24 protein-coding genes are annotated in these 26613 nt (G+C 72.6%); 15 read left to right on the top strand and 9 right to left on the bottom strand.

Translation table 11 applies throughout. The features are described from left to right. Positions 1-209: 209 nt before the first annotated feature. Entirely contained in the window at positions 210-806 is a 597-nt protein-coding gene (locus DEJ32_RS15335) for a DUF1992 domain-containing protein (RefSeq protein ID WP_110901907.1), read from the bottom strand. A gap of 121 nt (positions 807-927) precedes the next feature. Between DEJ32_RS15335 and DEJ32_RS15330 the strand changes: the two genes are divergently transcribed. Continuing rightward, positions 928-1989, top strand: coding sequence for a sodium:calcium antiporter (locus DEJ32_RS15330; RefSeq protein ID WP_110901906.1), 1062 nt, complete (start codon positions 928-930; stop codon positions 1987-1989). A 17-nt stretch (positions 1990-2006) separates the two neighbouring features. On the opposite strand, the gene DEJ32_RS15325 is transcribed toward DEJ32_RS15330, so the two are convergent. Beyond that, the gene (locus DEJ32_RS15325; protein ID WP_110901905.1) at positions 2007-3824 is read right to left on the bottom strand and encodes a glycoside hydrolase family 15 protein; all 1818 of its coding nucleotides are present in this window, start codon (positions 3822-3824) and stop codon (positions 2007-2009) included. Between the two features lie 9 nt (positions 3825-3833). On the opposite strand from DEJ32_RS15325, the gene DEJ32_RS16360 reads away from it, so the two are divergent. The 6 genes from DEJ32_RS16360 (at position 3834) to DEJ32_RS15300 (ending at position 11332) form a co-directional block, all read left to right on the top strand. Continuing rightward, positions 3834-3977: a hypothetical protein gene (locus DEJ32_RS16360; RefSeq protein ID WP_181420486.1), complete on the top strand. Its 144-nt coding sequence runs from the start codon at positions 3834-3836 to the stop codon at positions 3975-3977. 113 nt (positions 3978-4090) lie between these two features. Next, a complete protein-coding gene (locus DEJ32_RS15320) occupies positions 4091-4948 on the top strand; it encodes a DUF1206 domain-containing protein (RefSeq protein ID WP_110891428.1) in 858 nt (285 codons plus the stop codon). A gap of 128 nt (positions 4949-5076) precedes the next feature. Continuing rightward, the gene (locus DEJ32_RS15315) at positions 5077-6642 is read left to right on the top strand and encodes a GAF domain-containing serine/threonine-protein kinase (protein WP_110901903.1); all 1566 of its coding nucleotides are present in this window, start codon (positions 5077-5079) and stop codon (positions 6640-6642) included. A gap of 182 nt (positions 6643-6824) precedes the next feature. Then, positions 6825-9068 (top strand): maltose alpha-D-glucosyltransferase, encoded by a 2244-nt coding sequence (gene treS, locus DEJ32_RS15310; protein ID WP_375342329.1) that lies wholly within the window; start codon positions 6825-6827, stop codon positions 9066-9068. 170 nt (positions 9069-9238) lie between these two features. Further along, on the top strand, positions 9239-10114 hold the full coding sequence (locus DEJ32_RS15305; protein WP_110823082.1) for an SMP-30/gluconolactonase/LRE family protein: 876 nt from the start codon (positions 9239-9241) through the stop codon (positions 10112-10114). A gap of 111 nt (positions 10115-10225) precedes the next feature. Beyond that, positions 10226-11332, top strand: a complete 1107-nt coding sequence (locus DEJ32_RS15300; protein ID WP_258369096.1) for an alpha/beta fold hydrolase — start codon at positions 10226-10228, stop codon at positions 11330-11332. An 80-nt stretch (positions 11333-11412) separates the two neighbouring features. Here DEJ32_RS15300 and DEJ32_RS15295 read toward each other — a convergent pair whose 3' ends face one another. The 5 genes from DEJ32_RS15295 to DEJ32_RS15275 form a co-directional block, all read right to left on the bottom strand. Continuing rightward, positions 11413-12609: an NAD(P)/FAD-dependent oxidoreductase gene (locus DEJ32_RS15295; protein ID WP_110901902.1), complete on the bottom strand. Its 1197-nt coding sequence runs from the start codon at positions 12607-12609 to the stop codon at positions 11413-11415. A gap of 10 nt (positions 12610-12619) precedes the next feature. After that, positions 12620-13420, bottom strand: a complete 801-nt coding sequence (locus DEJ32_RS15290; protein ID WP_110901901.1) for an SDR family NAD(P)-dependent oxidoreductase — start codon at positions 13418-13420, stop codon at positions 12620-12622. Between the two features lie 13 nt (positions 13421-13433). After that, positions 13434-13940 (bottom strand): Dps family protein, encoded by a 507-nt coding sequence (locus DEJ32_RS15285; RefSeq protein ID WP_110823091.1) that lies wholly within the window; start codon positions 13938-13940, stop codon positions 13434-13436. A 146-nt stretch (positions 13941-14086) separates the two neighbouring features. Continuing rightward, positions 14087-14602, bottom strand: coding sequence for a MarR family winged helix-turn-helix transcriptional regulator (locus DEJ32_RS15280; protein WP_110901900.1), 516 nt, complete (start codon positions 14600-14602; stop codon positions 14087-14089). A gap of 132 nt (positions 14603-14734) precedes the next feature. After that, a complete protein-coding gene (locus DEJ32_RS15275; protein WP_110891423.1) occupies positions 14735-15292 on the bottom strand; it encodes an NADPH-dependent FMN reductase in 558 nt (185 codons plus the stop codon). A gap of 126 nt (positions 15293-15418) precedes the next feature. Between DEJ32_RS15275 and DEJ32_RS15270 the strand changes: the two genes are divergently transcribed. The 5 genes from DEJ32_RS15270 to DEJ32_RS15250 all read left to right on the top strand — a co-directional run bounded on the left by DEJ32_RS15270 (position 15419) and on the right by DEJ32_RS15250 (position 21692). Then, on the top strand, positions 15419-17053 hold the full coding sequence (locus DEJ32_RS15270) for a glycoside hydrolase family 13 protein (RefSeq protein ID WP_110901899.1): 1635 nt from the start codon (positions 15419-15421) through the stop codon (positions 17051-17053). 99 nt (positions 17054-17152) lie between these two features. Further along, entirely contained in the window at positions 17153-19198 is a 2046-nt protein-coding gene (locus DEJ32_RS15265) for a DUF11 domain-containing protein (RefSeq protein WP_110901898.1), read from the top strand. Between the two features lie 121 nt (positions 19199-19319). Then, the gene (locus tag DEJ32_RS15260) at positions 19320-19961 is read left to right on the top strand and encodes a DUF308 domain-containing protein (protein WP_258369094.1); all 642 of its coding nucleotides are present in this window, start codon (positions 19320-19322) and stop codon (positions 19959-19961) included. After that, positions 19958-20221, top strand: coding sequence for a hypothetical protein (locus tag DEJ32_RS15255; RefSeq protein ID WP_110823101.1), 264 nt, complete (start codon positions 19958-19960; stop codon positions 20219-20221). Before DEJ32_RS15260 ends, DEJ32_RS15255 begins: the two co-directional genes overlap by 4 nt. A 58-nt stretch (positions 20222-20279) precedes the next feature. Next, the gene (locus DEJ32_RS15250) at positions 20280-21692 is read left to right on the top strand and encodes an MFS transporter (protein WP_258369099.1); all 1413 of its coding nucleotides are present in this window, start codon (positions 20280-20282) and stop codon (positions 21690-21692) included. Between the two features lie 150 nt (positions 21693-21842). Here the strand turns inward: DEJ32_RS15250 and DEJ32_RS15245 are convergent, their stop codons facing one another. Continuing rightward, positions 21843-22718, bottom strand: a complete 876-nt coding sequence (locus DEJ32_RS15245; protein ID WP_181420708.1) for a LysR family transcriptional regulator — start codon at positions 22716-22718, stop codon at positions 21843-21845. A gap of 81 nt (positions 22719-22799) precedes the next feature. Between DEJ32_RS15245 and DEJ32_RS15240 the strand changes: the two genes are divergently transcribed. Both DEJ32_RS15240 and DEJ32_RS15235 read left to right on the top strand, forming a co-directional pair. After that, entirely contained in the window at positions 22800-24059 is a 1260-nt protein-coding gene (locus DEJ32_RS15240) for an MFS transporter (protein ID WP_110823930.1), read from the top strand. A gap of 181 nt (positions 24060-24240) precedes the next feature. Next, positions 24241-24873 (top strand): hypothetical protein, encoded by a 633-nt coding sequence (locus tag DEJ32_RS15235; RefSeq protein ID WP_110901895.1) that lies wholly within the window; start codon positions 24241-24243, stop codon positions 24871-24873. A gap of 24 nt (positions 24874-24897) precedes the next feature. Here DEJ32_RS15235 and DEJ32_RS15230 read toward each other — a convergent pair whose 3' ends face one another. Further along, positions 24898-25812: a cation diffusion facilitator family transporter gene (locus tag DEJ32_RS15230; RefSeq protein WP_110901894.1), complete on the bottom strand. Its 915-nt coding sequence runs from the start codon at positions 25810-25812 to the stop codon at positions 24898-24900. Positions 25813-25860: 48 nt separating this feature from the next. On the opposite strand from DEJ32_RS15230, the gene DEJ32_RS15225 reads away from it, so the two are divergent. After that, positions 25861-26595 carry a DUF4166 domain-containing protein gene (locus tag DEJ32_RS15225; RefSeq protein WP_181420707.1) on the top strand — a complete coding sequence of 245 codons (735 nt, stop codon included), beginning with the start codon at positions 25861-25863 and terminating at the stop codon, positions 26593-26595. The last annotated feature ends 18 nt before the right edge of the window (positions 26596-26613 follow it).

The following is a 26613-nucleotide window of genomic DNA, read 5'->3' as shown; positions in this document are numbered from 1 at the left end:
ACCGGCACCACCGTCCACATCTCCCAGGACGCCGCGGACCTGCTGAACCAGACCTTCAAGACCGACGCCGTCAAGCGGGGCCTGCTCGTCGGCACCGCCACCATCACCGCCCAGATCAAGTAACACCCGATCTGACGCACCACCACCAGAACGCCGTCCCGCACACCGCGGGACGGCGTTCTCGCGTCCCCGGAACCAGACGCCCGGGGTCAGCCGCGCCGGCGCCACCAGCGGGTGGGCCGGGAACCGGCCGCCCGCTCGGCCGCAGCGACCGCGAACCGGGCCTCCCGGCGGTCCTTCCACGCGACGACCTCTGCCTCGACGTCCCGCATCGGGGTGACCACGGGCGGGCCGCCGAGCAGCTGACGGCGGGCCTCCTTCACCCGGGCGTTGAAGTCGACCAGGACGTCCCGCACGTCGGACTCGGCCGACAGCGCGTCGAGGTGGTCGTCGAGTTCGGCGTCCTCGGTGCGCAGGGCCAGGGCGGGCGGGGCGATCCCGCGGATGTCCTCGCGCTCGATCTTCGCCTTGATCCACCAGTTCGGGTCGTGCTGCTCACCGAGCCCGGGGAGCGGCTTGCCGTGGTACGGGTTCCCCTCGAAGACCCCGCGCCGTTCGGCCTCGGCGATCTGGGCACGCGCGTGCGCAGCGACGTCGGCGGCCTTGAGCAGTCGACGTTCCTCGCGCTCGGCGCGGACCTCATCCGGGTCGAGCGAGCCCCGCTCGACCTCGGCGTCCACGAGCTGCTGGTAGCGGTACCGCGCGGCCTTCCGCAGGCGGTCCATCCGGGCGTCGACGTCGTTCATCGTCGGACCATGATGCGCCCCACCACCGACTGTCACCCTCAGCCGCCGTCCACGGACAGGACGAGGAGCCGATGGACGCAGGACTCGGACAAGACGGACGCGGCGGTCCAGGGTCGCAGAGGTGGAATCCCTGCCCCTCTGGTTGCTCTGTCTGGTCTTCGTCGCTGGTGCGGCCGTCATCTGGGTCGCCGGCATCCAACTGTCGAAGACCACCGACGTGCTCGACGCCCGGCTGCACCTCGGCAGCGCGCTCGGCGGACTCATCGTCCTGGCCGTCGCGACGAACCTGCCCGAGATCGCCATCACCGTCAGCGCCGGGCTCTCCGGGTCGATCGAGGTGGCCGCCGGCAACATCCTCGGTGGCATCGCTATCCAGACGGTCGTCATCGCCGTGCTCGACGCCTTCGGCAAGCGCGGGAAGGGCGTCGAGCCGATCACGTACCGGGCGGCCTCGCTGACCCTGGTGCTCGAAGCGATCGTCGTCGTGGCGGTCCTCGCCGTCGTCATCGCCGGGAGTCAGCTGCCGCCGGACCTGGTCGTCGCGCGGCTCACCCCGGACGTCGTGCTCATCGCCCTCATCTGGATCGCCGGGCTGTTCCTCGTGCAGCGCGCCGGCAAGGGACTCCCGTGGCACGAGAGCGGGCACGCCCCGGACGCGAGCCCGCACGCGTCCGGACACCGGACCCGCAAGCCGGACACCCCGCCGATGAGCACCCGGAAGGCCGCCGTCGTCTTCACCGTCTCGGCGCTCGCGACCCTCGTCGCCGGTGTCGTGCTCGAGCGGGCCGGTGACGCGGCGTCCGGCCAGATCGGGCTCTCCGGTGTGCTGTTCGGCGCCACCGTCCTCGCCCTGGCGACGAGCCTGCCGGAGATCTCCACGGGCCTCCAGGCGGTCAGACAGGGCGACGACAACCTGGCGGTCTCGGACATCTTCGGCGGGAACGCGTTCCTGCCCGTCCTCTTCCTGGTGGCCACCGTGCTCTCCGGCAAGGCGGTGCTGCCGCAGGCGAACGCGAGCGACGTGTACCTGACGGCGCTCGCGGCACTGCTGACGCTCGTCTACGCCGTCGGACTCGTGTTCCGGCCGCAGCGTCGGGTCATCGGGATGGGCGTCGACTCGTTCCTCGTCGTCGTGCTCTACCTGCTCGGCATCGGCGGGCTCGTCGCGATCACGCTCGGGTGAGCGCCGGCCGGTCGCGGTCAGTGGTCGGCCGCGACCTCCTCGATCGTCAGCGCCGCCTGGATGAGCGCCAGGTGGGACAGCCCCTGCGGGATGTTGCCCATGAACGCCCCGCCCTCGCTGAGCATCTCGCTGAACAGTCCGACGTCGTTCGCCTGGTCGACCATCTCGTCCATCAGCGCCCGCGCGTCGTCGGTGCGGCCGACGCAGGCCATCGCGGCCGCGAGCCAGAACGAGCACGCGACGAAGGGTGACTCCTCGTCCTCGATCCCCGAGTAGCGGTAGACGAGCGGACCGCGCTGCAGCTGCTCCTCGATCGCCCGGATCGTCGACTCCATGCGAGGCCCCCGGTCGAACCCGCTCATGGCGTGCAGCAGGATCGAGGTGTCGAGGGCGTGGCTGCCCGGGTACATCACGTAGTGTCCGCGCTCCTCGTCCCACCCCTTCTCGGACACCCACTGCTCGATGAGCTCGCGGTTCTCGATCCACTTCCCACGCGGGCCGTCGATCATCCCGGCGTCGTGCAGCTCGACGGCCGCGTCGAGGGCCTGCCAGCAGCCGATCTTGCTCGTCACGTAGTGCTGCGCGTCCTCGAGCTCCCACATGCCCGAGTCCGGTTCGACCCAGCGATGACACGCGTCGTCGGCCAGGTCCTGCAGCACCGATGCGGTCTTCCGGTCGAGGACGTTGCCGGCGCGCACGTACTGCTGCATGATCGCGAAGACGTCGCCCCACACGCCGAGCTGCAGCTGGTCGCCCGCGCGGTTGCCCACCGTGACCGGCCCGATGCCGTTCCACCCCGGGACGGTGCGCTCCTCGACCTCGTCGGTCTTCGAGCCGTCCAGGCCGTAGAAGATCGGCATGGTCTCGTCGTGCTCGGCGATGGTGCGCATCACCCACGACACGGCGGCGTGTGTCTCCTCGCGCAGCCCGAACCGGGTGAGCGCGTGCACCGTGTACGCGAGGTCGCGGACCCAGGCGAAGCGGTAGTCCCAGTTCTTCCCGCCGGTGCGGTCCTCGGGGAGGCTCGTGGTCGGCGCGGCCGCGATCGCGCCCGTCGGCGCGAAGATGAGCAGCTTCAGCGTGAGAGCGCTCCGCTGGACCGCTTCAGCCCACGGGCCGTCGTAGTCGAACTCCTCCGACCACGCCGACCAGTTCGCGATCGTGCGGTCCACGCCCTCGAGGCTGCGCTCCGGGTCCGGCAGGAAGATCGGTTCGTCGTGCGTGCCGACGACCGTCAGGATCGACTTCGATCCCTCGCTCGTGTGGAAGCGACCGGAGAAGCGCGGACCGTCGTCGTGCACCGGTTCGAAGCCCTGCTCGACGATCGCGATCGTGACGCCGTCGATGCCGATCACGGTTCCGTTGCCGGTGTCCAGACGCTCCGGCTCGGCCGTGTCGAGCAGTGTCCCGGGTACAACCGCCCACTCCATCTCGACCGACCCCTCGACGCCCTCCACGCAACGGCCGATCTCGGCCCAGGGCAGACGACCGGCGACACCGGTCACCATCGCGTCGGTCACGGTCGCCTTCCCCTCGGAGGTCGTCCAGGTCGTGACGAGGACGTTCGTCCCGGGCAGGTACTGACGGGAGGCTTCGGCGTCGTCGTCCACCGGACGGAGGGCGATGTGCCCGCCGTGTTCGGCGTCGACGATGCTCGCGAACACCGGCGGCGAGTCCATCGACGGGATCGGGAGCCAGTCGATCCGGCCGTCGCGGGCGATGAGGGCCACGGTCCGGCCGTCACCGATGGCGCCGTAGGACCGCAGCGGCACGTAGCCGTCGGTGCGCTCCTCGTTGTCGGTGGCGTCGGGTGTGTCTCGTGTCCGTTCCGGCATGGTCCCATCGTGCCCGCCGCGGCTCAGCGTGCCCCGCGCACCCCACGTACCCCGGGCGGCCGGTGGTGGGGGCTCCAGGTGATGGCGGACGCCGCCGACCTCGTCACGGTCCGGCACACGCGGCGGCAGATCGTCGACGTCGAGGGGGACTGACCGGGCGGCGACGGACGGGAGGCCCGTGGCGGGCCCGCCACGGGCCTCCCGTCCGGATCGGCGCGACGCCCGTCGGTCCGGACAGCCCCCGTCCGGGCGGGCAGACTCGTGGGGTGACCGACGCAGCCCAGGACGCCGCCCGTGAGACCGGACGACAGGCGCGCCGCGCCGCCGACAGCAGGTGGTTCGAGACGACGGCCCGTGCCGGGTTCGTCGGCAGCGGTGTCGTGCACCTGCTCATCGGGTACCTCGCGGTGCTGCTCGGTGTCGGGAACGCCTCGGCCGGCAGCGGTGCGCAGGGATCGGAGTCCGGCGACACCGACCAGTCCGGTGCCCTGGCGCAGCTGGCCTCGGTCCCGGGTGGTGTCGTGCTCCTCTGGCTCGTCGCCGTCGGCACCGCGGCGCTGACCATCCGACTCCTGGTCGAGGCCGTGGTCGGCGGTCGCACGGACGACGCGCGTGCCTGGGTGAACCGGGGGAAGAACGTCGGCAAGGCCGTGGTCTACGGCGTCATCACGTACTCGTCCGCCAGCTACGCGGTCGGCGCCGGGAAGAGCTCGTCCGGGTCGACGACGAGCGCCGCCGCGACCGCGCTCGCGACGCCGGGCGGTGTCGTGCTCCTGCTCGTCGTCGCCGCGGTCGCGATCGCCATCGGGGTGGGACTCGTCGTGATCGGGGTGCGGGGGTCCTGGAAGAAGCACCTCCGGCCCCAGCCGCAGTCCGTCCGTCGACCGGTGGCCGTGCTCGCGACCCTCGGGTACGTCGCCAAGGGGGTCGCGGTCGTCATCGTCGGCGTGCTCGTCGCGGTGGCCGCGTTCCGCAGCGACCCGGAGCAGGCGAGCGGGCTCGACGGGGCGTTCGACGCGCTGCGGTCGATGCCGGGCGGGTCCGTCGTCCTCGTCGTGGTCGGGCTCGGGTTCGCCGCGTTCGGCGTCTACAGCTTCTTCCGTGCCCGCTACGCGCGGATCTGACCGCGCGCACGGGATGGTCGCGGACACCGCGACCCGGGCGATGCGATGATGCATCGCGGTGACACGTCGCGCGTCGCCTGTGCCCGTGACCACCGGTCGCGGCTCGCCCACATCGAAGACGAGGAAGCATGGTTCCGACGGAGGGACACCAGGAGGCCGCCCCGCTCCTGGCAGGCCGGTACCGCCTGGAGCAGGTGATCGGTCGGGGTGGCATGTCGATCGTGCACCGCGCGTGGGACGAGAGCCTGGACCGACCGGTCGCCGTGAAGCTCTTCCACCCGGGCATCGTCGACATCGCGCGGCAGGAGGCCGAGCAGGGCGTCCTGGCGTCCCTCGACCACCACAACCTCGTCAGCCTCCTCGACGCAGGCGTCGTGGAGGACCAGAACGGGTCGCTGCAGCGGTTCATCGTGATGGCGCTCGTGCACGGCCAGGACCTCGAGGAGCGGCTGTCCCTCGGGCCGCTCGCCTCGCGGCACATCGCCGAGATCGGCTACGACATGGCCGAGGCGCTCGACTACATCCACGCGCAGGGCGTCGTGCACCGTGACATCAAGCCGTCGAACATCCTGCTCGTCGACTACGGCAACGGGTCCGACCGGGCACGGGCACGGCTCACCGACTTCGGGATCGCGCTCGCGGCCGGCGTCGAGCGGCTCACCGCGGACGGCGTCACGACGGGCACGGCGGCCTACCTGAGTCCGGAGCAGGCCCGGGGCGCGGACGTCGGTCCGGCCAGCGACGTGTACTCGCTCGGACTGGTGCTGTTGCAGTGCTTCACCCGACGGCGGGAGTTCCCCGGCTCGCTCGTCGAGTCCGCGCTCGCACGGCTCTCGCGTGACCCGATCGTGCCGGAGCCGCTGCCCGAGCACTGGAAGCAGGCGCTCGCGGCGATGACGGCGCAGGACCCGGCGGCCCGACCGGTCGGCGGCGAGCTCGTCGCGTTGCTCCGACACGTCGTGCTCACCGACACCGCGAGCGACGAACCGGCGGACGTGGCCGCGGCGGACTCCGCTCCCGGTCGTCCCGAGGCGGGTGCGGCACCCGCGTCCGGCTCGGTGTCCGCGTCCGGCTCGGTCTCCGGCGAGGGCGACGGGCGTCCGACGACGCTCGACGTCCTGCCCGAGGAGGCCCTGCAGCGCACGACCGCGATGGCGGCGCGGCTCTTCGACGCGCCCATCGCACTCATCGAGGTGCTCGACGAGGACCGGGAGTGGTCGCAGTCGTACGTGGCCGACGGCGTCGACAAGTCCGCGCGGAGCATCACGTTCCGCAACGGGTTCGCCCCGGTGCCGGTGCCCGTGGTGATCCCCGACGGGTCGACCCACCCGGAGATGCGGAACAGCCCGCTCGTCACCGGCCCGCTCGGCATCCGGTTCTACGTCAGCGTGCCGCTCGTCCGACACGACGGCGCGACGGTCGGCACGCTCGCGGTGCTCGACTCGCGTCCCCGCACCGCCGACGAGGCCGACATGGCGAACCTGCGGGACCTCGCGGCGCTCGCGGTGACGCAACTGGAGCTCCGGCAGGAGTCCCTGCGGACCGGCACCAGCGACGCCGTCCCGATCGTGCGCACCGGCGGGACGCACACCGGCGGACCGGACACGGGCGGTGCGCTTCCGGGTGGCGGGCACACCGCGGGCCGACACAGCGGGGACGTCCGTGCGGCCCCGGAGCCGGACCGCGCCGGCTGACCCGCCGAACCGGCGACCGTCGTCGGGTAGGCATGACTAGCGTGGGAGACGTGGACATGGACGACGAGGCACCCCGGATCGACGAGCAGGTCGCCGACGAGCACATCACCGGTACGCGGTTCCCGGTCGACCGGACTCCGGACGACCAGGGCACGGCAGCCGAGGGCACGACCGACGAGGACGTGACCGACGAGGACGTGACCGACGAGGACACGACCCCGGCGGCCCCCGAGATCACCTACGACGAGCAGCTGTACCCGGCCCGACCCCGGCGACTGCGGCCGCGCGCCAACCTGCGCGGCGGCAGCCTGCAGCGGCGGTTCTCGGACCCGCGTGCGGCCAACGGCGAGAACCCGGCCTACATCGAGTGGCTGGTGCGCCAGTCGATGCTCAAGGACGCGGACGTCCTGAGCCGCCAGCTGTCGGGGTCGCCGAGCATGTGGCGCAACCCGTACGCCCGTCCGGACGCCCGGCGCGCCGTGTCGACGTCGGACGTCTGGTTCACCGCGTACCCGATCTCGCTCATCACGCGTCCGGGGGAGTCGTTCCTGACGGCGCTCGCCGACCCCGAGCTCTGGACCGCGTTCGAGCGCATCGGCATCAACGGCGTGCACACCGGACCGGTGAAGCGCGCCGGTGGCATCCGCGGGTGGCAGGAGACCCCGAGCGTCGACGGCCACTTCGACCGGATCGGGACGCAGATCGACCCCACCTTCGGGGACGAGGAGACGTTCCAGCGGATGACGGACGTCGCCGAGGAGCACGGCGGCAGCATCATCGACGACATCGTCCCGGGACACACCGGCAAGGGCGCGGACTTCCGTCTGGCCGAGATGGCGTTCAAGGACTACCCGGGGATCTACCACATGGTCGAGATCCCGCCGGAGGAGTGGCACCTGCTCCCGACCGTGCCGGAGCACCGCGACTCGGTGAACCTCGACTCCGCCACCGAGTCCGCCCTCGCCGAGCGCGGCTACATCATCGGCGAGCTGCAGCGCGTGATCTTCCACCAGCCCGGCGTCAAGGAGACGAACTGGAGCGTCACCGCGCCGGTCGTCGGCGTCGACGGCGTCACCCGCCGCTGGGTGTACCTGCACTACTTCAAGGAGGGACAGCCGTCGGTCAACTGGCTCGACCCCACCTTCGCGGGCATGCGTCTGGTCATCGGCGACGCCCTGCACTCCCTGGGCGACCTCGGCACGAGCGCGCTCCGTCTCGACGCGAACGGGTTCCTCGGCGTCGAGAAGAGCGCGGAGGGTGCCCCCGGCTGGTCGGAGGGCCACCCGCTGTCGCACGCGGCGAACCACGTCATCGCGGGCATGGTCCGCAAGGTCGGTGGCTTCACGTTCCAGGAGCTCAACCTGACGGTCGAGGACATCCGCGACACCGGGGCCGTCGGCGCCGACCTGTCGTACGACTTCATCAACCGTCCGGCGTACCACCACGCCCTCGCGACCGGGGACACCGAGTTCCTCCGCCTGACGCTCCGCACCTCGCTCGAACTCGGCGTGGAACCGGTCAGTCTGGTGCACGGCATGCAGAACCACGACGAGCTCACGTACGAGCTCGTGCACTGGGCGACGCTGCACAAGGACGACGTGTACACGTTCCACGGCGAGGACACGACCGGCGGCGCGCTCGCCGAGCGGATCCGGGCCGACCTGACGGACGCGCTCACGGGCGACGCCGCCGACTACAACCTCGTGTTCACCACGAACGGCATCGCCTGCACCACGGCGTCGCTCATCGCGGCGACCCAGGGGCACACCACGCTCGACGCGATCACCGACGAGCACGTCCCGCAGATCCGTGACGCCCACCTGCTGCTGGCGGCGTTCAACGCCTGGCAGCCGGGCGTCTTCGCGATGTCGGGGTGGGACCTGCTCGGGTCGCTGACCCTCCCGAAGGAACTCGTCACCGACCTGATCGCCGAGGGGGACACGCGGTGGATCGAGCGCGGCGCGCACGACCTGCTCGGCGTCGCCCCGGACACCGAGCGGTCCGCGTCCGGCATGCCGCTGGCCCGGTCCCTGTACGGTCCGCTTCCGGAGCAGCTCGAGCGGCCGGACTCGTTCGCGTCCCGGCTCGGGGAACTCCTGCGGGTCCGGACCGAGTACGGCATCGCCTCGGCCCGCCAGGTGGACGTGCCCGAGGTGGCGCACCGCGGGATGCTCGTCATGGTCCACGAACTCGAGTCGACGGACGAGCAGGGCGAGCCGATCGTGCAGATCACCGTGCTCAACATGACCGACACGGCGCTCGACGGCACCATCCGGTCGGAGTCGCTCCCGCACGGCGCGACGGTCGTCGACGCGACGGACCACAGCGAGCTCGGCACCGTCGACGACCTGTGCAGCTTCCCGCTGCGCATCGACGCCTACGGGTCGCGCTTCCTCGTCCTGCGCCGGACCGCGCCCGAGCAGTGACCTGCACCGATCCGCACCGAGCAGTGACCCACACCGAGCAGTGACCCACACCGAGCAGTGACCTGCACCGAGCGGTGACCGTACCGCCGTCCGTCCCGGTCGCGCGCGATCGGGACGGACGCACTGCGGTCTGAGCGGCCGGGCACCGAGCGACCGGTAGACCGGACGGCATGACGACGAGCGCCACCACCGGCCCGGCCCGCGTGTTCTCCGACGTGCAGGCGACCCTCGCCGAGAGCATCGTGTGGGACCCCGGGCAGCAGGTGGCCCGCTGGGTGGACATCCCGCAGGGCACGCTGACGACCGCGGACGCCGAGGGCCGCGTGCTGCACACGGTGACGCTCGACCCGCCGCTGCCGTCGTTCCAGCCCCGCGCCGCAGGTGGGTTCGTCGCCGCGAAGGACGACACCGTGGTGCTGACGGACCAGGACGGTCACGTCGAGCGCGAACTCGCCGGCGTGCAGCACGCGAACGACGAGATGCGCTTCAACGAGGGCAAGTGCGACCCGTTCGGACGCTTCCTGGTCGGGAGCATGGACCCGACGGACGGGCCGCCGGCCGGGGTGCTGTACGCGTTCTCGCCGGACGGCACGGTCCGGGTCCTCCGCGACGGCTTCGGCACCACGAACGGCATGGAGTGGAACGACGACGGCTCCGAGATGTACGTCACCGACACCGACACCGACACGGTCTACCGCGGTGCGTACGGCCCGGACGGAGAGCTCGGCGACCTCGAGCCGTTCATCGCCGGCGCGGCGCACGACGGTCTGGTCCGTGACGACGAGGGCTGCTTCTGGGGCGCGATCTACGGCGAGTCCCGCGTGGAGCGGTACGGCCCCGACGGCACGCACCTGGAGACGGTCGAGATCCCGGCACCGAACGTGACCTCGGTCGCCTTCGGCGGGACGGACATGTCCCTGCTGCTGGTGGGTACGGCACGCGAGAACCTGACCGACGAGCAGCTCGCAGAGGCGCCGCACTCCGGGTCCGTCTTCGCCGTGCCGACACGGGTGCACGGCCGCCCGGCGTTCCCCTTCGCCGGCTGAGCGGCCGGTCGCCGGGCACCGCCCGGCGACCGGTGCGCTCCAGCGCGTCGGGCCGCCCGGCGGGGTGCTCGCGGTAGCCTGGGCGACCGCCAGCGACCGCGAGGAGCGTCAGTGAACGACGAGCAGCACCAGGGGACCCCCGTGCCACCGGGGGCACCGGACCCGGCCGGGAAGCTCGCCCACGCCGAGGACGCCGACGTCGAGGTGCGCGTCGACCGCATCGCCGTCGACGGCACGTACGTCCGCGTCAGCTCGATCGGGGAACCCGGGGAACGGGCCTTCGTCCTGGTGGCCGGCCTCGGCATCGCGTCGACGTACTACGAACGGCTCGCGCCGCACCTCAACGAGTACGGCCCGGTGCACGCGCTGGACCTGCCCGGGTTCGCCGGGGTCCCGCGCTTCCGCGGTGCCGTGTCGATCGAGCGCTACGCCGACGCGGTCGAGGCGGTCATCGACGAGCTCCGCCTGCACGACCCGGTGCTGGTCGGGCACTCGATGGGCACGCAGGTCGTCACCGAGGTCGCCGCCCGGCGCCCGGACGTCTCCGACGTGGTGCTCATCAGCCCGGTCCTCGACCCGGCGGCGCGGTCGGTGCGGCGAGCCGCGCTGCGGTTCCTCCGGTCCTCCGTGCACGAGCCGTCCGCCGTGCGGTGGCACGCGGTCACCGCGTACGCGCTCTGCGGGTGGCACTGGTTCCGCAAGGTCCTGCCCGAGATGATCGCCTACCCGATCGAGGAGCGTGCCGCCGACGTCCAGGCCCGGACCCTGGTCGTCCGCGGCGAACACGACGCACTCGTGCCGCGCTCCTGGGTGCGGCGGCTCGCGCGTGCCCTGCCGTACGCGGTCCTCCGCGAGGTGGTCGGGGGCGCGCACTCGGTGATGCACGCCCAGGCGGACGCCGTCGCACGCCTCGCCGTCGCGCACGTCGACGGTCGGCTCCCGGACCGCGGGGTCTCCTCGCTGCAGCGCGTCCGAGATGACTCCACCGCGTCCGACCTCGACCGCCTCGGCTTCACCGACCGCTGGCTCGTCGTGAAGTCGCGCTTCATGGAACTCGTCGGGATGGCGAAGGGCGACGACGAGCGGCTGGAGGCAGCCAAGTCCGCGCACGCGGTCGCGATGGCCGACCGCGACGGCGTCCCGGTCGACCCGGAGGAACGGGAGACAGTCGTCGAGACGGTCGCCCCGGAGCGCGGCGGCGACCGCCGCCCGTTCTGACCCCGTCCGCCCAGGAGGCCCGGAACCCGTCCCGCAGGACCGGCTCCGGGCCTCCCCGCCGGGGCGTGGCGCCGCGCGGGTCAGTCGGCGGTGATGGTGCCGGGCAGCATGTCCGGTGTCAGCGCATGCGCCTCGGCCAGCACCTTGCGGGCGTCGTCGGTCTTGCCGGGCACGTTCCAGAGCAGCGCGCCGACGACCAGGTCGTCGTCGTCCAGGTGGTAGACGACGCCCCGCTCGTGTGGTTCGGCCCAGTCCTCGACGGTGCGGAGCGAGGAGGACACGACGCCGACGGCCTCGTACCGGACGTCGAAGACGGTGGAGTAGAACATCGGGGTGTGCTCGTACGGCTCGTCCGCTCCGGCCAGGTTGCGACCGGCCTGCCGACCCTGCTGCTGCGCGTTGTCGACGTGTTCGACGCGGCGGGTGCCGAGCAGCCGGTCCGGGTAGGACGCGACGTCGCCGGCGGCGTACACCGCGGGGTCGTCCGTGCTGAGCGTCGCGGACACGCGCACGCCGTCGTCGACGGCGAGGCCGGCGTCCTCGGCGAGCTGCGTGGCAGGATCGATGCCCAGGCCGGCGACGGCGACGTCGGCGGTCACCGTCGAGCCGTCGTCGAGGGTCAGGACGACGCCGTCGGCCGTCTCCTCGCCCGACGTGACCCGACTGCCCGTGCGGACCTCCACCCCGGCATCGACGAAGCGCTGCTGGAAGACGGCCGCCAGTGCCGCCGGGAACATGTGACCACCGAGCACGTCGTCGGGGGTGACGAGCGTGACACGGGCACCGTTCTGCACCAGGCCCGCGGCGATCTCGGTCCCGATGTAGCTGCCGCCGACGACCACCACGGAGGCACCCGCGTCGGCGTGCCGTCGGAGTGTCCGGTAGTCGGCGGCGCTGCGGTAGCTGAGCACCCGGTCGGACGGCCGGAGACCGGGCAGGTCCCGCGGACCACCGCCGGTGGCCAGGAGTAGCCGGTCGTAGCCGATCGTCTGCCCGTCGGCGGTCGTCACGGTCTTCGCCGCGCGGTCGATCGACTCGACCCTGGTGCCGAGCACGAACTCGGCGCCGGTCTCCTCGGTGTGCAGGTCGACCCCGTCGTCCCAGCTGAAGTCCGGATCCGTCCAGAGCTTCTTGGACAGGGCCGGACGGGCGTACGGGCGGTCGACGTCCTCGCTGATGATCCCGATCGTGCCGTCGGGGTCGAGCTCGCGGATGCCGCGGGCAGCCGAGTCGGCGACCATCCCGCCGCCGATGATGAGGTGTCGGTGGTGCGTCACGGGTCCTCCGTCAGATGGTCGCGACCGAGCCGGAGTCGACGCGGTAGTCCGCCCCGTTGACGAAGCTGGCGAGCTCCGAGCACAGGAACGCCACGACGTTGGCGACCTCCTCCGGCTCACCTCGGCGCTTCAGTTCCATGTACGGACGCTCTTCGTCGAGGAAGCTCGAGATCGCCTCGTCGAACGAGGTGCCGAGCTGCTTCGACCGCTTGTCCATCATGGCGTCGGTCATCGGGGTGTGGATGAACGCGGGGGAGACCGTGTTCACGAGCAGCCCCTCCTGCGCGTAGGAGCGCGAGAGGCCCTTCGCGAACGAGAGCACCCCCGCCTTGGCGGCACAGTAGGGCAGTTCGTCGTCGTACGGCTGCCTGGCGTCCTCGGACACCAGGTAGACGATCCGGCCCCAGCCGCCGTTCCGCAGGTCGCTGATGAACTCGCGGGTGATGCGGACCGGCCCCATCAGGTCGATGTCCAGCGTCTCCTGCCAGCCGGCCTCGTCGATCTCGTGGAACATGCCCTGTGCTCCCGTGACGCCCGAGGACTGCACGAGGATGTCGATCTCGCCGACGGCGTCCCGCACCTCCGCATGCAGCGCGGCCAGGCTGTCGGCGCTGCGGACGTCCGCCGCGAACGCGTGCAGCTTGCCGTGCGGCGCCTCGAGCTGGTCCGCGCTTGTGTCGAGGCGGCTCTGGTCGATGTCGGTCACGACGACGGTCGCACCCTCCGCCAGGAGGATGCGCGCCGTGTTCCAGCCGATGCCGGAGTCACCACCGAAGACGAGTGCGGTCTTGCCCTGGATCCCGAGGTCCACGTCCGGCCCGGGCTTACTCGTGCTCGGAGGCTTCGGCCACCGCGGGGGTCGTCGCACTCGCCAGCGGCGTCCGGGGGGCGCGGTTCTCGGCGCTGACCATCCACGCGAGCTGCTCGAGGCGCTCGATGAAGCCGTGCAGCAGGTCGGCGGTCGTCGGGTCCTCCTCGTCGACCTCGTCGTGCACGTCACGCATCGTGGCGGTGGTCTGGTAGAGGCGCAGCGTGATCAGGTCGATCGCGTCGTGCGTGAGGACCTCGCCGTCCGGGAACGGGTCGAGGTGGGTACCGGCCGCGACGGTCGCGGAACGGCCGTCCGGCACGGCGTAGAGCGCACGCATGCGCTCCGCCATGTCGTCGGCGAACTCACGGGCGGCCTCGACGATCTCGTCGAGCTGCAGGTGGAGGTCGCGGAAGTTGGTGCCGAGGATGTTCCAGTGGGCCTGCTTGCCCTGCAGGTGCAGGTCGATCAGGTCGACGAGGACCTTCTGGAGGTTGGCGGCGAGCGTGTCCGACGCGTGCATGTGACGACTCCTTCTTCGCGGTGTTGACGATCCCGGTCTACCCGCTCGCTCCCCCCGTGTTCCCAGTGGGTGTCGAGGTGGCGTCCCCCGCGGCGCGGCGGGGCGCGGCGGGGCGCGTCACGGCACGGTCGAGGCGCCGGTGGACGTCAGTGCGCGACGACGGGCGGGTCGACCTGGTCGACCGCGGTGCGCATCTGCTCGAGGAACACCGCGACGACGCGGGCGTCCTGCGCGCTGAGTCCCTCGGCGATGCCCATCATGCGCCGGTGCATGACACCGAGCGTGGCGCGCACCTCGGCGTCGGTCTCCACCGTCGGCACGATGATGAGGCCGCGGCGGTCGGTCGGGTGCGGCTCGCGCCGGACGTGCCCGCTCTTGACGAGTCGGTCGACCAGGATCGTCGTCGACGCCGACGAGATCTTCAGGTACGCGGAGAGGTCCTTCGGGCTGACGGCGTGCCCGGAGCGCTGCGCCTGCAGCAGGTGACGGATGGCCAGCAGGTCGGTCTCGCCCATGCCCATCGAGTCACGCGTGCGGCGACGCATGGCGGTCTCGGCGGCGCGGTAGCGACGGAGGGCGTTCAACACGGCGACACCGCGCTGGGTCGCGTCGTCGTCCGGGAACCAGTAGCCGGACGCCTCCGTGATCTCCTGCGTGGTCATCCCGAAAGGATAATCCGTCTGGTAGCGAGGCTGTCTAGCGATGCGGCGGACGTCCAGCAGACGGACGGGAGGCCCGGTGCTCGCTCGCACCGCGCCTCCCGTCCGTCCCCGGTCGCGTTCCGACCGGACGGGCTACGCCGCGACCGGCTCGCCGGCCGCGTCGGCGAGCGCGGTCAGGGCGCCGCGGACGAGACCGACGACCTCCTCGTCCTCACGTGGGTGGGTTTCGGCGAAGCGGACGACCGACTGCGGGATCGCGACCTTGACGTCCTCCAGGACCTTCGCGCCGGCGATGCCCGCGGCCTTGCGGGCCTCGTCGTGGGCCCAGACCCCGCCGTACTGGCCGAACGCGGAACCGATGACGGCGACCGGCTTGCCGGAGATGGGCGAGGAGCCGAACGGACGCGACGCCCAGTCGAGGGCGTTCTTCAGCACCGCCGGCATCGTCCCGTTGTACTCCGGGGTCACGAGGAGCAGGCCGTCGGCGTCGGCGACCGCCTGGCGGAAGGCGACGGCCGCGGCGGGCGGGGTGTCGCCGTCGAGGTCCTCGTTGTAGAAGGGCAGGTCGACGATGCCGTCGAAGACCGTGAGCTCGATGCCCTCCGGTGCGTGCTGGACGGCAGCCTCGGTGAGCTGGCGGTTGGTGGAGCCGGCGCGGAGGCTGCCGACGAGGGCGACGATCTGGGTCATGGCGTTCCTTCTGGTCGTGGTGGTTGCAGCGACAACCGATCCGTCCAGCGCGGGATTCCCCGCGGTGACCTCCGGCGTGTCCGCCCGCCCGAGCCGTGCGGAGGGGCCGTCGGTACTGTCGGCCTCGTGAAGAAGACGCCGAGTGACACGCCCCGCACCACCGATCCGAACTGGTGGCGGCAGGCCGTCGTCTACCAGGTGTACCCGCGGAGCTTCGCCGACTCGGACGCGGACGGCATCGGCGACATCGCGGGTGTGACGAGCCGGGTGCCGTACCTCGCCGAGCTCGGTGTCGATGCCGTCTGGCTGTCGCCCTTCTACCCGTCACCGCTCGCCGACGGCGGCTACGACGTCGCCGACTACCGGGATGTCGACCCGAAGCTCGGGACGCTCGACGGGATCGACGAGCTGATCTCCACCGCGCACGAGCACGACCTGCGCGTCATCGTCGACCTCGTGCCGAACCACACCTCGGACCAGCACGCGTGGTTCCGGGCGGCGCTCGCGGCCGACCCCGGGTCCGCCGAACGGGCCCGGTACGTGTTCCGGGACGGCTCCGGCCCGGACGGCGACCAGCCGCCGAGCGACTGGGTGTCGAACTTCGGCGGCAGCGCGTGGACGCGGGTGCCGGACGGCCAGTGGTACCTGCACCTCTTCGCTCCCGAGCAGCCCGACCTGGACTGGACGAACCCCGAGGTGCGGCAGGACTTCGAGGACACCCTCCGGTTCTGGTCCGACCGCGGGGTCGACGGGTTCCGCGTGGACGTCGCGCACGGGCTCGCGAAGGACCTGTCGGAGCCGTACCGGCCGTCGAACGGTGAAGCCCTGCCCCTCGACGGCTCCGACCCGCTGTACGACCGCGACGAGGTCCACGCGATCTTCACCGAGTGGCGGAAGGTGCTCGACGAGTACGCCCCGCCGCGCGCCGCAATCGCCGAGGCGTGGTCCCCGGCCCCCCGCCGTGTCCTCTACGCCCGACCGACCGAACTCGGTCAGGCCTTCAACTTCGACCTCCTCGAGGCGCCGTTCGAGGCGGCCGTGTTCCGGTCACTCATCGAGCAGAACCTCGACGCCGCGGAGACCTCCGGTGGCTCGAGCACGTGGGTGCTCTCGAACCACGACGTCGTGCGCCACGCCACGCGCTACGGGCTGCCCGACGACGCCGACACGGACGCCTGGCTCATGTCCGACGGCGAGACGCCGCCCCTCGACCGCGCCGCCGGCCTCCGTCGGGCCCGGGCGGCGACGCTCCTCGTGCTCGCGCTGCCCGGCTCGTCCTACGTCTACCAGGGCGAGGAGCTCGGGCTGCACGAGGCGCCCGCCATCCCGCACGATCAGCTGCAGGACCCGAAGTGGATCCGCACCGGGCACACCGTGAAGGGCCGCGACGGCTGCCGGGTGCCGATCCCGTGGACGAAGTCCGGGCCCTCGTTCGGCTTCGGTGACGCCGCTCCGCACCTGCCGCAGCCGAGCGACTTCGGCGCGAGCAGCGTCGAGGCCGAGGACCGGGTGCCCGGGTCGACGCTGTCGTTCTACCGTGAGGCTCTGTCCGCCCGTCGCCGGCTGCAGCAGGGTGAGGCGCTCGAGTGGCTCGAGACCGACTCGCCGGAGGTCGTCGCCTTCGCCCGGCACGACGGCTGGCGGTCCTACACGAACTTCGGGACGGAGCCGGTCCCGATGCCCCAGGGCGCCGTCGTGGTCACCTCGGGCCCGCTGGGCGACGACGGACTACCCGGCGGCACGACGGTCTGGGTGGCGTAGCGGTCGGGCTCCCCTCCACACCTGTGAGGGGAGCGGCATCGATCCACAGGGCGGTGCCCCGACCGGAGGCGCGGGGAGCCGGCTCGCGAAGATCGTGACATGACACATGACACGACCTGCTCCGGCCCGCCTCCGACGCCCACCGCCGTCCGCAGCCGACCGCCCCGGCGGCGGCGCTCGCCCCGTCCGTCGCGCGCACGACGCGGACTCCGGCGGTGGCTCGCCGGGACCGCGGTCGCCGTCGCGGTCGGCAGCACGGTGCCGCTCGGCGTCGGCGGCGGTGCAGCGGCGGACGACCTGCCGTTCCCCTGGTCGACCGGCTTCAGCACGGCTGACGGGGGCACCCTGAGCGGCGACGCCGACATCGTCGACGGGCGCCTCCGCCTGACCGATGCCGACGTCGACGCTGCCGGCGCCTGGGCGATGGACGACTCCTTCCCGTCGAGCCTGGGGCTCGACATCGAGTTCGACTACGCCATGTACACCCCGTACGAGCAGGGGGCCGACGGTCTGCTGCTGTCCCTTTCGGACGGGGCGGTCGCACCCGGGGTCGGCGCGTACGGCGCGGCGCTCGGGTACTCGTGCCGGTCGGCGACGAACCAGGGAGCGCGCGAGTGCACCCTCCCCGGACTCCCCGGGGCGTTCGCGGGGGTCGCCCTCGACCAGTACGGCAACTTCTCGCTGCCCTTCAACGAGAGCGGGCCCGGTCGGACGCCGGACACCGTGACCATCCGGGGGTCCGGGAACGGGACGACGGGGTACCGGTTCGTCCAGCACGCGCAGGTCCCGGGCGGCGTCGCGACCGGTACCGCCACACCACGGAAGGTCCGCGTGCTGCTGCTGCCCGAGGACGGCGGGCTGACCCTGACCGTCCGACTCGCCTCCGCGGACGGCGGGATGCGCACCGTCCTCGACCACGTCCAACTGCAGGGGCCGGGCCAGGCTCCGCTCCCACCGACCCTCCGGCTCGGGTTCACGGCGGCCACCGGGTCCTTCCGGAGCGTGCACGAGATCGATGCGCTGCGGGTGACGCAGCCGGCCGACCTCCGGATCGAGCACGACATGCCGCCCGTCGTCGCCGGCGACCGGGTCGCGTACACGGTCACCGCCTCGAACGTCGGGGCGAACGACTCCGACCCGAGCGCGGTCGCCGTCGACGTACCGGACGAGCTCCACGACGTGACCTGGACGTGCAGCGTCCCCGCGCCCTCCAGCTGTGCCGACGCCTCGGGCACCGGCGACGTCGCGACGACCCTCGGTCTGCGGCGTGGAGCGGCCGCGACCTTCACGGTGTCCGGGCAGCTCGACCCGGGCACGACCGGGCAGATCGACAGCGAGGCCACCGTGGCGATCGCCCCGGGGCTGTTCGACGCGCGACCCGCCGACAACGTGTCACAGGCCTCGGCACCGGCGACGACGATCGCCCAGATGACGACGGACAAGAGCGTCGCGCCGGACCGTCCCGTCGAGCCCGGGGACGAGCTCGAGTACACGGTCACCGCACGGAACGGCGGCCCCTCCACCGCTCACGACGTGGGCGCGGTCGACGACCTGCCGGAGCAGCTGGCGTTCGTCGGGTCGGACGACGCGTGCACGGCCGACGGCCAGCGTGTGACGTGCACCGGCGGCGGGGACGTCGCGCCCGGGCAGGATCACGCCTTCCGGTTCCGCGCCCGACTGGACGCCGGCTACACGGGTGACGGCTCCGACGTGGTGAACGTCGCGACGGCGACCTCGCCGACCGACCCCGACGGCGGCGAGGAGTCGCCCGAGGTGCCGATCGAGGTGATCGAGCCGGACGGCCCGGGTGGTCCCGACGGGCCGGACGGTCCCGACGGCCCGGGGGACCCCGACGGGCCGGGCGGCACGGGTGGACCGGGCGACGCCGGTCACCCGGACCCGACGCCGGGACCTGCCGGACGGCCGGACGGACCGGTCGACGAGCACGGGGCGGGCACCGGTGACGGGAGCGGTGCTCCCGGAGCGACGGCACCGCGGCAGCCGGGTGCCCTCGCCTACACGGGAACGCAGGGACTCGGCCTGGTGGGCCTGGCCGGGATCGTGCTGACCGGCACCGGTGCGACCGTGTGGCTCGTCCGTCGACGCCGTCCCGAGGACGCAGCGGAGGCACCGGAAGAGCGCTAGTGCCACGGACGGGGCGGATCGTGGTCCGCCCCGTCCGACCGCCGGGGTCGACGGTCGGGCAGGTGCCCACGGACGCGGCGGTAGGATCGAGCGTACGAACCGACAGCCCGAGAGAGGTCCCGTGTCCCACTCCGTGGACGACGCCGCGCAGCGAGCACGGTACTGGCCGGTCCCGGTCCTCCGGGCAGTCCCGGCAGCCGTGATCGCGATGGTGATCACGTTCTCCCCGAACCACTCGGCCGGCTTCGGCCTCGTGCTGTTCGGCGTCTTCGCCCTCGTCGACGGGGCCGTCCTCGCCTGGGGGAGCGCCTCGCGGCTGCCCGGGGACGACCGCTCGCGGCGATCCGGGACGGCGCAGGCCGCCCTGTCCATCGTCGCCGGCCTCGCGGCGATCGCGTGCAGCGGTCTCGGTCTCCCCGCGCTGATCACCGTCGTCGTGTGCTCCGCCGTGCTGACCGGCGCACTCGAGCTGTCGCAGGGGCTCCGCGCTCGCGGGCGGTCACCGTTCGCCCGTGACTGGATGACCGTCGGCGGTCTCACGCTGCTGCTCGCGGTCGCCTTCCTCGTGACCCCGCCCGACTACTCACAGCAGCTCGGTGGGGTCGAACGCGTCACCGGCACCCTCGACGCCTCGATCGTCCTCGTCGGCCTGCTCGGCGCCTACCTCGCCATCGCGGCGGTCTTCCACCTGATCGCCGGCCTCTCGCACAAGTGGGGGACGGCTGCTCCGGCGGCCACCCCGGACGGAGCACCACACGTATGACCACCCCCAGCCGTCGTGACCGCCTGCGCCCGGTCGAACTCCTCGGCATCTCCGCGGTCATCGCGGTGGTCGTCGGCCTCGTCGTGCTGATGTCGACACGGGAGCCCACGCTCGCGCTCGTCTTCTTCGGCGTCGGCTTCGTCGTCGTGGTCGTCGTGATGGCGATGCTCCAGCTGACGTCGACGTCCGACCAGGACGACAACGACATGCTCGGCGGACACAACACCCCCGGACGAGGAGACGACGACGGCTTCCACTGAAGCAGCGGCGGGACGCACGGCCCGCGGCCGGCGCCGCCCCGAGCAGGGTGACCCCGCACTGCCGAGCCGGTACCGGCACCGCACCCTCATCCTCGCGGTCTGCTGCATGAGCCTGTTCATCGTCTCGATGGACGCCACCGTGGTGAACGTCGCCCTCCCGTCGATCGGACGCGAACTCCACAGCCCCATCGCCGGCCTGCAGTGGACCATCGACGCCTACACGCTCGTCCTCGCGAGCCTGCTCCTGCTGTCGGGATCGACCGCCGACCGCATCGGCCGTCGGACGACGTTCCAGGTCGGTCTCGCGCTCTTCACCGTCGGGTCGTTGCTCTGCTCGCTCGCTCCGAGCGTCGAGTGGCTCGTCGTCTTCCGCATGGTGCAGGCCGTCGGCGGCTCGATGATGAACCCGGTCGCGATGAGCATCATCACGGCGACGTTCGACGACGCGAAGGAACGTGCCCGCGCGGTCGGCGTCTGGGGCGCGGTCGTCGGGGTGTCGATGGGGCTGGGCCCCCTGGTCGGCGGAGCGCTGACCGACACCGTCGGATGGCGCGCGATCTTCTGGATCAACGTGCCGATCGGCATCGCCGCCATCGTCCTCACGTTCCTGTTCGTCCCGGAGTCGCGGTCGCCGAAGCCCCGGCGGTTCGACCCGCTCGGGCAGGGCATCGTGATCGTGCTGCTCGCGAGCCTGGTCGGCGGGCTGATCGAGGGCCCCCGCCTGGGCTGGGCGTCCGCAGGCACGCTGGGTCTGTTCGTCCTCGCCGCGGCCGCGTTGGTCGCCCTGGTGGTCGTCGAAGGTCGGACCGCCGAGCCGCTCATCGACCTCCGCTTCTTCCGGAGCGTCCCGTTCTCGTCCGCCGTGGGCACCGCGCTCGTGGCGTTCGGGGCGAACGGGGCGTTCCTGTTCCTCAGCGCTCTGTACCTGCAGGAGGTGCGCGGCCTGACCCCCTTCGAAGCGGGGCTGTGGACGCTGCCGTCGGCCCTCGCGACGATGGTCGTGTCGCCGGTCTCCGGGCGGCTCATCGGCACGGTCGGGACGCGGGTGCCGCTCGTCCTCGCGGGTCTGGGGATCGGGGCGGCCGGTGCGGTCCTGACCACCGTGCAGGTCTCGACGCCGATGTGGGTCCTCGTGGTCGCCTTCGTGCTGTTCGGCTTCGGGTTCGGCATGGTGAACGCGCCCATCACGAACACCGCGGTCTCCGGCATGCCCCGCGCGCAGTCCGGGTCGGCGGCGGCCGTCGCGTCGACCAGTCGGCAGACCGGGGTGTCCCTCGGCGTCGCGCTCGCCGGGACCGTCACGGGGGCGAGTGCGGTCGCGACGGTCGGCCCCGCGTTCGCGGTCGCGACCCATCCGATGTGGTGGATCGTCGTGGGCATCGGCGCCGTCATCGTCCTGGTCGGCGTGCTGTCGACCACGGGGGCGGCCCGGCGGTCGGTCGAGGCCGTCGCGCCCCTGCTCCGCGGCTGACCCGGCGGCGGTTCACCGCCGGGCTGACCCGACCGCGGCTGACGTGACGGGGCTGACCCCGGAGGCGGCTGACACAGCGGCTGACCCGGCGGCGGCTGACCCGACGGGGGCTGGGCCGACCATCCGCGGGGCTCCGGCTGCGCGCGCGGCTCAGCGTCGGGCCGCCACGATCGCCCGCGCCAGTGCCTGTGTCGCCCGGTTCGGCTCCGGGTCCGCCCGCATGGCGAGCCCGATCCGCAGCGGCTCGACCACGTCCTCGAGGTCGAGCACCGCGCCGTCGAAGCGGACGCCGGAGTCCGGGACGACCCCGACACCGATCCCGGCCGAGGCGAACCGGACCACCGCGGGCATGTCGTTCATCTCGGCGACAACCCGACGTCGGATGCCGAGCCGCTCGAGCACCGCGTCCAGGATCATGCGGTTGCCGAACCCGTGCGCGGTGTCCACGAAGGTCTCGTCGGCCAGGTCGGCGAGGGACACCGAGCGCCGGTCCGCCAGCGGGTGGTCGGCGGCGAGGAACACCCGGAAGGGCATCTCCCGGAGCGGCTCCACCACGACCCCGGACGGCGTGTTCGGCAGCCCCGTGTACGCGAGGTCGAGGCGCCCGGCCACGAGGTCCTGCACGAGCCCGGTCGTCCCGCTCGGCGAGGTCATCAGTTCGACGGCGACGAGCGGGTGCTGCCGCCGGAAGTCGCGCAGGACGCCGGTCAGGTCGACGACGTCCATGCTCGTGAAGATGCCGAGGCGCACCCGACCGCGCAGCTCCGCGTCCGACGCCGCGGCGAGGTCACGCATCCGGTCGAGCGACTCCAGCACGGCCCGGGCGTGGGGCAGGAGGTCCGCTCCGGTCGGGGTGAGGACGAGCCGCCGGCCGCCACGCTCGAACAGGCGGGTCCCGAGCGACCGTTCCAGGCTCGCGATCCCCGCGGACACCGTCGACTGCGCCGCCCACAGGCGCTCGGCGGCACGGGTGACACTGCCCTCGGCCGCGACCGTGACGAACTGTTCGAGCAAGCGGGTCTCCATCCGGACATCATCGACGAGATCGATGCCGGCCATCAAGGAGCTGCGTTTGACCCGATGGTCAACCGGCGGGACGATCGGGGCATGTCAACCGTCATCGAAACGCCGGCGACCGGCGCCCAGGCCACCGCTCCGGCTCCCCGTGGTCGGCGTGCGCACACCCGCCGTCGGCACGGCTTCGGCTTCTGGGCCGTCGCCTTCGCGTTCACCTCGGTGATGGCCTTCGCGACCGTCCCCGCGCCGCTCTACGTCATCTACCAGGCGCGCGACGGCTTCCCGACGTTCACGACGACCGTCGTCTTCGCCGCGTACGGTCTGGGCGTCGTCGGCTCCCTCTGGCTCGCCGGACACCTCAGCGACGTGCACGGGCGTCGTCCGCTCATCCTCGTGTCCGTGGCGCTGGAGCTCGTCGCCGCGGTGCTGTTCCTCCTCTGGAACGACGTCACCGGTCTGATCGTGGCGCGACTCGTCACCGGACTGGGTGTCGGCACGTTGACCGCGACGGCGACCGCACACCTCGGGGAGCTCAAGGTGCGGGCCACCGGCGACGAGTCCTCGGCGAAGGGCGCCAGCGTCGCCGCGGGCGTCGTCAACCTCGGCGGCCTGTCGCTGGGCGCCCTCGTCGGTGGTGCCCTCGCGGAGTTCGTCGGTCAGCCGCTCATGGTGCCCTACGTCGTGTTCGTCGTCGCCCTGGCGGTCGCGTTCGTCGTCGTGCTGGCCGTCCCGGAGACCGTCGACCGTCCGGCCGAGCCCGTGCCGTACCACCCGCAGCGCCTGCAGGCTCCGGAGGGCCAGAGCGCCGCGTTCTGGGCCGCCGGCACCGGGGCCTTCGCCGCCCTCGCGGTGCAGGGGCTGTTCACCTCCGTCGCGCCGACGTTCCTCGGGACGACGTTCCACGTCACCGACCGGTTGGCCGCCGGCGCCACGACCTTCGGGGTCTTCGCCGCGAGTGCCCTGTCGCAGATCGTGTTCGCCGCGCTCCCGCAGCGCAGGCAGATCCGCCTCGGTGTCGGCCTGCTCGTCGGCGGTCTCGCGGTCCTCGCGGTCTCGGCGGTGGTGCTGCAGGTCGCCGGGTTCATCGGTGGCGGGGTCGTCGCCGGTGCCGGTGTGGGTCTGCTGTTCCGCGCCTCGATCGGCAGCGCCGGAGCCCTCGTCGGCCCCGAGGAGCGCGGCGGCGTCCTCGCCGCGACGTTCCTCATCGCCTACGCCGGGCTCACGATCCCGGTCGTCGCGGTCGGCGCCGCACTGCTCGTCCTGCCCACCCTGCCGGTCCTCATCGGGTACGTGGTGCTCGTCTCCGTGCTCGCGATCGTCGCGGGCGGACGGCTGGCCGCGCGCGCCTGACCGCCGCGAGACGCCGCCCCCGGTCCGGCGCCGCTCGCCACGTCGGCGTCGCCCGGGTCGGGCGGGGTCGCGCGGCGTCCCGACGACCGTGACGACCGTGACGACCGTGACGACCGCGCCGCGATGCAGCAGCCCCGCCGGTCCGACCGGGAGGCCCGCACCCCTCCGGCATACTGGCCCGATGGCCCAGAAGCGCCCGCGTTCCACGCTGACCGGCATCGCCGCGGCGGTCGCCGCCGTCCTCGTGGTCGGCGGCTTCGCCCTGACGAACGCGCGGGAGGGTGACGACGCCGTCCTCTCCGCCGCACCGTCGGCGACCGCGTCCACGACCGCCGACGAGCCGCAGTCGACGCAGGGCGGCGAGGGCGACGCGGGCGGCGTGGCGGTCATCGCCCGGAGGGGACCCGATCTGCCGGGCGCCGCGGTGCTCGACCGCTGCGGCACCGACACCCGTGCGGAGGTCGCGTCGTACGACACCGCCGCCCTCGGCACCGTCGTCCTGCAGTGCGGGGACGCTGCGCAGGGGTACGAACACATCATGGTGCGGCACACCGCCGACTGGCAGGACGTCCTCCGCGGGCACACCGACGCGCGCGACTGGGACGACGCCATGCTCACCGCCGTGCGGACCGCGGTGACGAACCCGCAGAAGGGCCTGCCGGTCGACGCCGGCGACGGCAAGGTCTGCTACGCCGCGCCCGTGCGGTTCGACGACGGCAGCGCGCCGAGCCCGGACGGCTTCGTCAAGGTGATCGTGTCCGCGACGACCGAGCGGGTCATCACGGCCTACCCGACGGACGAGTCCGACTGCTGACGCCCGGGGGCACCAGGGGGAGGATCAGGCGTGCACCTCGTGCTCGTGCCGCTGGTGTGACGCCGGCTCGAGCTGGAAGGTCGAGTGCTCGACCGGCACGTCGAAGTGCTCCGCCACGCACTGCTGCAGTTCGTCGAGGATCGCGGGGGCGTGCGCCGTCGTGAAGCAGTGGTCGTCCACCACGACGTGTGCGGTGAGGTTCGGGACGCCGGTCGACACGAGCGTCGCGTGCAGGTCGTGCACCGCGATGACGTGGTCGAGCTCGAGGATGTGCCCGCGCACCGCGTCCAGGTCGAGTCCGCGCGGGGTGGCCTCGAGCAGGACGTCGGCGGTCTCGCGCAGGAGCTTCACGGCCCGGGGCAGGATGAGCGCTCCGATGAGCAGTGCCGCGACCGAGTCGGCTCGTTGCCAGCCGGTCAGGAACAGCACGACCGCGGCCAGGATCACGGCGACGGACCCGAGGGTGTCGTTCAGGACCTCGAGCCGTGCCGCCCGCGAGGTGAAGCCCTCGCCGGACGCCCGCACGAGCACCGCGAACGCGATGAGGTTGCCGACGAGTCCGACGACCCCGAAGACGAGCAGCGGCCCCGCCTCGATGTCCTCGGGCACGAACAACCGCTGCACGGCGGAGATCACCACGTAGACGCCGACCGCGAGCAGGACCGCGGCCTGCGCGGTCGCGCCGAGGACCTCCGCCCGCTGGTACCCCCACGTGCGCCGGGCCGTCGGGATCCGGCGTGCCAGACGTGTGGCGACGAGGCCGATGCCCAGTCCGCCGGTGTCGACGACCATGTGCCCGGCGTCGACGAGCAGGGCGAGGGAGCCGGTGACGACCGCGCCGACGACCTCGGCGAGCAGGATCCCGGCGGAGATGCAGAACGCGATCAGCAGCGCACGCTCGGACGCGTGTCCGTGCGTGTGGCCGTGGTCGTGTCCCATGACCGCCATCGTAGGAGCCCCGTCCGATGGCGTGCCAGGATCGGGAGCGTGAGCGGATCGCCGTACGAGCTGAGCGCGTCGGCCGACGTCCTCGCGCGGCTCCATCCGCGTCTCCGCACGTACTTCGGCCGGATCCCGTCCGGGTACGTCGGGCGCGGGTCAGGCACGTTCCGCGTCGTCGGCACGCCCCGCCGCTGGGTGTGGCTCGTGCTCGCCGTCTTCGCGCGGGACGCGGTGATGTTCCCGGTCTGGGAGCACGACGTGCCCTTCACCGTCGAGAACCGCCCGGTCCGCGTCGGCCGGGGCCCGGCGCCGGACGAGGAACCCGGCTCCGGCCGCCGCGACGCCCACCGGTCCGGCAGCTCCCGCGCCGATCGTGGTCGGGCCGACGGCCGGGAGGGGCGTCCCGCGGTGCGTGCGCACCGCACCTTCCACTTCGCCTCCGGAGACCGGACGATGGTCGACGCGATCACCGCCGAGCCGGAGGGGCTCGTCGACCACCTCGGCACCCGCGGGCGGGTGAGCGCGGTGCTCACGGTGGAGGTACCGGCGACCGGACCCGACGCCGGGGCGCTCCGCCTGGTCTCCACGCGCGTGTCGGTGCGCGCGCTGGGACGCGCGTGGAGCCTTCCGGCCGGCGTCGCACCGCGGGTCGAGCTCACGGAACGATTCGATGACGAAGCCGACGTGCAGCGCGTGTCCCTGGTGCTCTCCGCACCGGTGCTCGGCACGCTGTACCGGTACGAGGGGGCGTTCCGGTACGCCGTCGTACCCGACGAGTGACCGGGAGCAGGAGGACAG

The organism is Curtobacterium sp. MCPF17_046, from assembly GCF_003224295.1.
Lineage (GTDB): Bacteria > Actinomycetota > Actinomycetes > Actinomycetales > Microbacteriaceae > Curtobacterium.
Note: the sequence above shows the minus strand (reverse complement) of the source record. Positions and strands in the feature narration are given on the sequence as shown.

Excerpts from the sequence above, each read along its gene's own strand:
- DEJ32_RS15245 (WP_181420708.1), bottom strand. The coding sequence starts at position 22,718 with ATGGAGACCCGCTTGCTCGAACAGTTCGTCACGGTCGCGGCCGAGGGC.
- DEJ32_RS15280 (WP_110901900.1), bottom strand. The coding sequence starts at position 14,602 with ATGACCACGCAGGAGATCACGGAGGCGTCCGGCTACTGGTTCCCGGAC.
- DEJ32_RS15335 (WP_110901907.1), bottom strand. The coding sequence starts at position 806 with ATGAACGACGTCGACGCCCGGATGGACCGCCTGCGGAAGGCCGCGCGG.
- DEJ32_RS15325 (WP_110901905.1), bottom strand. The coding sequence starts at position 3,824 with ATGCCGGAACGGACACGAGACACACCCGACGCCACCGACAACGAGGAG.
- DEJ32_RS15255 (WP_110823101.1), top strand. The coding sequence starts at position 19,958 with ATGACCACCCCCAGCCGTCGTGACCGCCTGCGCCCGGTCGAACTCCTC.
- DEJ32_RS15285 (WP_110823091.1), bottom strand. The coding sequence starts at position 13,940 with ATGCACGCGTCGGACACGCTCGCCGCCAACCTCCAGAAGGTCCTCGTC.
- DEJ32_RS15240 (WP_110823930.1), top strand. The coding sequence starts at position 22,800 with ATGTCAACCGTCATCGAAACGCCGGCGACCGGCGCCCAGGCCACCGCT.
- DEJ32_RS15305 (WP_110823082.1), top strand. The coding sequence starts at position 9,239 with ATGACGACGAGCGCCACCACCGGCCCGGCCCGCGTGTTCTCCGACGTG.
- DEJ32_RS15275 (WP_110891423.1), bottom strand. The coding sequence starts at position 15,292 with ATGACCCAGATCGTCGCCCTCGTCGGCAGCCTCCGCGCCGGCTCCACC.
- DEJ32_RS15315 (WP_110901903.1), top strand. The coding sequence starts at position 5,077 with ATGGTTCCGACGGAGGGACACCAGGAGGCCGCCCCGCTCCTGGCAGGC.
- DEJ32_RS15265 (WP_110901898.1), top strand. The coding sequence starts at position 17,153 with ATGACACATGACACGACCTGCTCCGGCCCGCCTCCGACGCCCACCGCC.
- DEJ32_RS15230 (WP_110901894.1), bottom strand. The coding sequence starts at position 25,812 with ATGGGACACGACCACGGCCACACGCACGGACACGCGTCCGAGCGTGCG.
- DEJ32_RS15235 (WP_110901895.1), top strand. The coding sequence starts at position 24,241 with ATGGCCCAGAAGCGCCCGCGTTCCACGCTGACCGGCATCGCCGCGGCG.